This is a genomic window from Flavobacterium sp. UGB4466 (assembly GCF_903469665.1).
Lineage (GTDB): Bacteria > Bacteroidota > Bacteroidia > Flavobacteriales > Flavobacteriaceae > Flavobacterium > Flavobacterium lipolyticum.
Window position 1 is genome coordinate 1 of record NZ_CAGKLC010000158.1, and the last position, 6,914, is coordinate 6,914.

Sequence of the window (6,914 nt, forward strand, 5' to 3'; positions counted from 1 at the left end):
CGGTATTACAGAACAGAATATTGATAATGTTTTGGGAGATCGTATTTTGCTTAAAATAGAAGAACGTTTAGAAAGAAAAAAGAAAACCTATTATTATAGAATTTCGGCATCTGTTGCGGCTGTTATACTTTTAGGAACGTTGCTGTTTACTTTTAATTCTATTTTTAAAACGAATCATTTTATTACTGTTGCTGCACAATTTGGTGAGCAAAAAAATGTACGATTACCTGATTCCTCCGTGGTTTATTTAAACTCAGGAAGCAGTATAGTTTATCCGGAACACTTTGGAGAAGATTCCAGAGAAATTACTTTAAAAGGAGAAGCTTATTTTGAAGTTGTACACAAAGAAAAACATCCATTTATAATTTCTTCAGCTCATTTTAAAACGCAGGTTCTGGGAACCAGATTTATTGTAACCAATTATGAAAAAGGTCTTGCGTCAGTAACGGTTGTTTCCGGAAAGGTAAAAGTTACAGATCAGCATTCATCTAAATCCGAAATTATCACTAAAAATCAGAGAGTGAGTTATGATGATGTTTCAGGGGCTTTTATAAGATCTAATAATATCGAATCATCAAATTACCTGGCATGGAGAGAGGGAAGAATCTTTTTTGATCACGCTCAGATAGATCAGGTATTGCTAACACTACAGAGAAAATACAATGTGGTACTGAAACTGGATTCAAAACCTTATCAATGCAATACTATTAGTGGAAATTTCTCAGGCAATGACATCGAAAAAATCTTAAGCAGTATTCGTTTCATTAATGATATGGAATATAGCACAATTAAAAATGACACCATAAAAATTAAACTAAAACCCTGTAAAAACTAGCGCCTATGCAAAACTGAAAAACTACTCAAAAAATATAAAAAAACCCGAACATGGCGGCCACCAATCATCGGGTCACATTAATTGCAAATAATTAACATAAAACAAATATATTCAAATTATGTATCTTGTAACAAATAAAAACAATAATAAAAAGAATATACTTTTCTTTTTTTTGGTTACGTTATGGACACAAGTGACATTTGCGTCAGCATTTACCTCGCAAAGCACAGAATCTACTCCAGTATCAGTTTCAAAAAATGTTTATGAACTCAAAGCTTTATTTAAAGCTATTGAAAGTCAAACTGATTTTTCGCTTCTTTATTCTGATGAGGTTGCAAAACTTAAAACTCAAGTTCCTTTTAGTTCAGGAACACAAACAATAGCAGCATTACTTAAGGAAGCTGCTGTTAAATTTAAAGTTGCTTATCAAATAAATGATGGTTTGATTACTTTTAAAATGAATAATCCTGCTAAAGGTAAAAAGGCAGTAAATGTCGCAAAGCAAATAAAAATCTCAGGTACAGTTACGGATAATTTAGGTAAACCAATTCCCGGAGCTACAATTCTGATTGAAGGAACATCAGTAGGGGTGCAAACGGATTTAGACGGAAAATACAGTATTGAGGCCGGAGAAGGAGAAATACTAGTTTTTGTTTATATGGGATTTAAGACCGTTAAACAAAAAGTTGAAAAAGATAGGACAATCAATATTACCCTTGAAGAGGAAGCTGAAGCACTAAACGAGTTAGTAATTACTGCCTTAGGAATTAAACGAGAAGAAAAGGCTCTTGGATATGCTGTACAAAAAGTCGATGGCTCTTCAGTACAAACGGTAAAAGGTGTAGATGTTGCAACGTCATTAACTGGTAAAGTATCAGGTTTACTTGTAAAAAACAGTACTGAATTTGCAGAATCCCCTACTGTTGAAATTCGAGGCGAAAGTGCCTTATTAGTTATTGATGGAGTACCTTATGGAAACATGACTCTCAGGGACATTCCTGCTGATGATATAGAATCTTTAAGCGTACTCAAAGGAGCAACTGCATCAGCCTTATATGGCTATCGTGGCGCCAGCGGTGCTATTGTTGTAACAACCAAAAAAGGAAGTTCTAAAAAAGGCCTTACGGTATCGTTAAACAGCAGTACGATGTTTACAGCGGGTTATCTGGCAATTCCCGAAACCCAAACGACTTTTGGAAGACAGATAGATGCTACTACCAATATGTATAAGGGAACAGGCTCTTGGGGAGTACCAATGGAAGGACAAGAAGTTGTTCAGTGGGATCCGGTTAGTAAATCGTATAAATCGATGCCTTATTTACCAGTAGGAAAGGATAATTTTAAAAACTTTCTGGATCAGGGTTACATTTTAAATAATAACTTAAGTGTAACACAGCAAGGAGAATTCGGGAATCTTAGATCATCTGCAACCTGGGTTAGCAATAAAGGGCAATATCCAAATTCTCAATATGATAAATATACTTATACATTAGGTGGAGATATTAGTATAGATAAATTCAAATTATCATCTTCAATATCGATAAATAAGCAAAGTTCGCCAAATATTGGATTTAATGGTTATAAAGGCTATGATCCAATGTATAATATTCTGGTTTGGTCATCTCCGGATTACGACATACGAAAATATAAAGATTACTGGCTTGTAAAAAATGAGTCGCAAAATAACAGTTATACCGGTACAAATAATAATCCTTATTTTGACAGATTTGAAAGATTACACAGTTTAGACCGCAATGTTTTTAACGGTTTTGTTTCGGCAAGTTATGAAATAGCGCCCTGGCTTAATGCTACTGTCAGAACTGGTTTTGATACCTATAATAACAAACAGACAGTTAGGGTTTCAAAAGGGTCTCTGGTTGGTGCCGGTGTCTCTACAGTTATTCTTAACGGGACTGAGATTTGGGGTGAATCTCTAAAAGGATCTTATAATGAAGGCCTAGGAAGTGGTTATAGTTCTAATACTGATTTTATCTTAAATGGAAATAAAAAGATCAATGATTTTGATATTGACGGTCTTTTTGGAGGAACTATTTATTATACACAGGACGAAGGTATTGAGGCCAGAAGCCAGGGAGGACTTTCTGTTCCTGGGTTCTATTCTTTAAAGGCTTCTGTTACTAATGCTGTTGTGAATTCTTCTGTTTATAAAAGACAGGTAAACAGTTTTTATGGAAGACTTGCCGGATCGTGGAAGGGAATGGCTTTTCTTGAAGGTACTTTACGAAAGGACTGGAGTTCAACTCTTCCTGAATCTACACGTTCTTATCTTTATCCATCTGTTTCAGGCAGTTTTTTAGTCTCAGAAGTTTTACCAAAATTTGATTGGTTAACTTTATGGAAACTTCGCGGTTCCTGGACTTCATCTAAAACCCCGGCAGGAGTTTACGATATTAATTCGGTTTACAATATTACAACCAATTCCTGGGGAGGTTTAAACTCGGCATCTTATCCTGATGTTATCCGTGGAAACGAAGTTAGACCCGAGTCAGCCAGTACATGGGAGATGGGAACAGCTGCCAATTTGTTTAAAAAACGTTTGTCATTTGATTTTACTTATTATTCAAAGAGAATGTACGACTTTTTAACCGCTACCAATGTCAGCAGTGCATCAGGTTTTAGCTCAAATTATATCAATATAGATCAGGAAATTACCCGAAGAGGAGTTGAACTTACACTAAACTTTACACCAATAAAAACTTCAGACTGGCAATGGGATGTAATGGCAAACTGGTCTAAATATGCACGCTATTATACTAAGCTAGATAAAGAATTTTCGGCAGACAGACCCTGGGTAAAAGTTGGAAACAGAGTTGATGCTTTTGTTTTAAATGATTTTCAGAAAAGTGTAAATGGTGCTGTTATTTATGAAAATGGGCTACCGGTCTATTCTCCTTATGAGTCAGTTTATGGATATAGTGATCCTGATTGGATTTGGGGGCTGACATCTTCACTTCGTTATAAAAATTTCACTTTGAATATTTCTGTTGATGGACGGGTAGGAGGTTTGGCACAAACTACAACCGAAATGTATATGTGGCAGTCAGGAAACCATCCTGACTCTGTAAATGATATTCGTTACAAAGATATTACTACCGGTACAAGTAATTATGTAGGAGATGGAGTAAAAGTAATTTCAGGTGTAGTAACTTATAATGCTTACGGAAATATTACCAGTGATACCAGACAATATGCTTCAAATGATGTTCCTGTTACTTATGAGAACTATGTAAAAAGAATTCATAAAGGTACAGCCTGGGGAGGTAATCCATCTCCTGCGGATACTTACAGCACTACTTTTTTGAAATTAAGAGAAGTCTCACTTACTTATAATGTTCCTAAGTCAGTATATAGTTTTATAAAAGCAAAAAATGCTACAGTATCAGCAATAGGTCAAAATTTATTCCTTTGGGCAAAAGATTTTAAATATTCTGATCCAGATGGAGGAGTTGATAATTTTAGCGATCCTTCACAGCGTTTTGTAGGTTGCAATATTAAGCTTGAATTCTAAATTTAAAAGTAAAAATAATTTAAAATTATTAATATGAAAAAAATAATCGTTGCAATTACAGGTATACTAATGTTTTCTGGCTGTAGTAATTTTGATGAAATCAATACCAACCCTAATACGCCTACCGGGGTAAGTGCTTCACTATTAGCTACAAATATAATTCTGAGTATTGCTAAATATCAAGGCACTGATTCAAAAGAATATATTTCTGAAAATGCTTTGCCAAAATATGTTGGTTATGCTAATGAAGGACAATTAGGAACTCAATATAACTTAATAGCCAATTCAAGTTTTAACAAAATGACCATTTTACCTGATATTGATAAAATGTTACTTGCTGCTCAAGGCAGCCCGGCAGAAAACTCATATAAAGGAATAGGTCATTTTATAAGAGCGTATACTTTTTATATCCTTACCATGAAGATGGGAGATATTCCATACAGTGAAGCAAATCTTGGACTGCAAGGCAATTATAAACCAAAATACGACGCTCAAAAAGAAGTTTTTATGGGGATTCTTGGTGAATTGGAACAAGCACGTCTTGAATTCTCACAAGGTTTGACTTTTGATGGAGATCCAACCATTTTTAAAGGAAATCCTCAAAGATGGAGAAGAGCCTGCAATGCATTTGAACTTAAAGTTCTAATGACTCTCAGTGCAAAAGAGAGTGATGCTGATTTAAAAATTAAAGAGAAATTTGCCAGTATAGTTAATGAAAATATACTTCTTCAAGATGATTCTGATTATTTTGGCTTAGAGTATAATACCGTAAACCTTCATCCATTATACAGTACAAATGATATGTTTACCGGAAGAACTATTTTAAGTGATATTGTAGTAGACAATCTAAAAAGACTAAACGATAAAAGATTGTTTTATTTTGCAGAACCCTCAGCAGATCAAATTGCAAAAGGATTAGCTCAAAACAGCTTTATGGCTTATACTGGTGTAAAAACTTCATTAGATTATGGACTAATGAACGCTAATTATGCAGGTGGCAAATATTCTAAAATAAACCTGCGATACCAAACCAAACAAAATAGCGATCCAAGAAGGCTGCTTACCTATGCAGAGCAGGAACTGATTTTGGCCGAAGCGAGCATTAAAGGCTGGATTACTACATCAAATGCACAGCTTTATTATGAAAATGGAGTGAAAGCTGCCTTAAAAAATCTTATGAGTACAGATGCTTCTTTTGCACATGGAAATCCTATTGTGCAAAATGATATTGATACTTATTTTATCGGTGAAGCAGCATTTTCGGCAGATGCTGCTACGCAATTGAAGCAAGTTTGGATGCAGCGATATTTGCTCAATTTTTTAGTTGATGCAGAAACTGCGTATTTTGAATACAGAAGAAATAAATACCCGGATTTTAATATTGACCCGACAACGAACCTAAACGTTAATAGTCCTACTAGTATGCCTATAAGATATTTATATCCTTCTTCGGAATTGAATTATAACAGTCAAAAGTTGATGGAGGCCTTAAACCGTCAATTTGGAGGTTATGATGAAATTAATAAGACAATGTGGCTTTTAGCAAATTAGCAAAAAGGTCATATTGATTAGTTTTGTTTTTTTATTTTTTTTAACGCTGCTCTTTATAATTAGAGCAGCGTTTTTATTGGCAAATAATAGAAAATAAGAAATCAATTTTAAAGATTTAAAAATTAATTAATTCAATACAGAATAAAAATAAAGTTATGAGAAAAGTAAAATTTTTGATAGTGATTCTTTTGGCCATGCAAATCAATGGACAGAATTTAAAAATAATGACTTACAATATTCGTGTAGACCTAGCAGTTGATAGTGATAATGACTGGAGCCACCGCAAAGATTTTTTTACATCCCAAATTCAGTTTTATCAGCCCGATGTATTTGGAATTCAGGAAGCGGCACCAAATCAGGTAAATGATATTGCAAGTAACCTTGCTCAATACAGTTTTGTTGGTATAGGAAGAGAAGGTGTTGGAAAAGGGGAATCCTCTACTATTTTTTATAATAGAGAGCGTTTAAAAATGCTTTTAAATAACACATTTTGGCTTTCAGAAACACCCGGTGAAATTTCTTTGGGTTGGGATGCGGCATATAAAAGAGTCTGCACCTATGCTTTGTTTAAAGATCTAAAAACAAAGCAGCTTTTCTGGATTTTCAATACCCATTTAGATCATGTTGGTGAACAGGCAAAAATAAATGGTATAAAACTTATTCTTGCTAAAATTAAAGAAGTGAATAATAAAAATTATTCGGTCATTTTTACTGGAGATTTAAATTCAGAGCCTGAATCAGAGGGCATTTTTCTTCTTAAGAAAGAAATGAAAGATACCAGAGAAGTTTCAAAAACACTACCTTTTGGTCCTTCTGGAACTTTTAACGGTTTTAAGCATAATGAACCCGTAACACGATTGCTGGATTATATTTTTATATCTAAAGATGCTGGTTTTAAAGTAGAAAAATTTGCTGTTTTAAGTGATTCAAAAGACTTAAAATATCCATCCGACCATTTGCCTGTTTATGTAGAATTGAGTTATTGAAGGAATATATATC

4 protein-coding genes are annotated in these 6,914 nt (G+C 34.1%); all 4 read left to right on the forward strand.

What is annotated here, in order from left to right:
* A partial coding sequence (locus JO950_RS20720; protein ID WP_202704343.1) for a FecR family protein occupies nucleotides 1-835 on the forward strand: 835 nt, incomplete at its 5' end.
* Between the two features lie 118 nt (nucleotides 836-953).
* On the forward strand, nucleotides 954-4,364 hold the full coding sequence (locus JO950_RS20725) for a SusC/RagA family TonB-linked outer membrane protein (RefSeq protein WP_202704344.1): 3,411 nt from the start codon (nucleotides 954-956) through the stop codon (nucleotides 4,362-4,364).
* 33 nt (nucleotides 4,365-4,397) lie between these two features.
* Nucleotides 4,398-5,915 carry a SusD/RagB family nutrient-binding outer membrane lipoprotein gene (locus JO950_RS20730; RefSeq protein WP_202704345.1) on the forward strand — a complete coding sequence of 506 codons (1,518 nt, stop codon included), beginning with the start codon at nucleotides 4,398-4,400 and terminating at the stop codon, nucleotides 5,913-5,915.
* A 155-nt stretch (nucleotides 5,916-6,070) separates the two neighbouring features.
* The gene (locus JO950_RS20735) at nucleotides 6,071-6,901 is read left to right on the forward strand and encodes an endonuclease/exonuclease/phosphatase family protein (protein WP_202704346.1); all 831 of its coding nucleotides are present in this window, start codon (nucleotides 6,071-6,073) and stop codon (nucleotides 6,899-6,901) included.
* Nucleotides 6,902-6,914 lie beyond the last annotated feature (13 nt).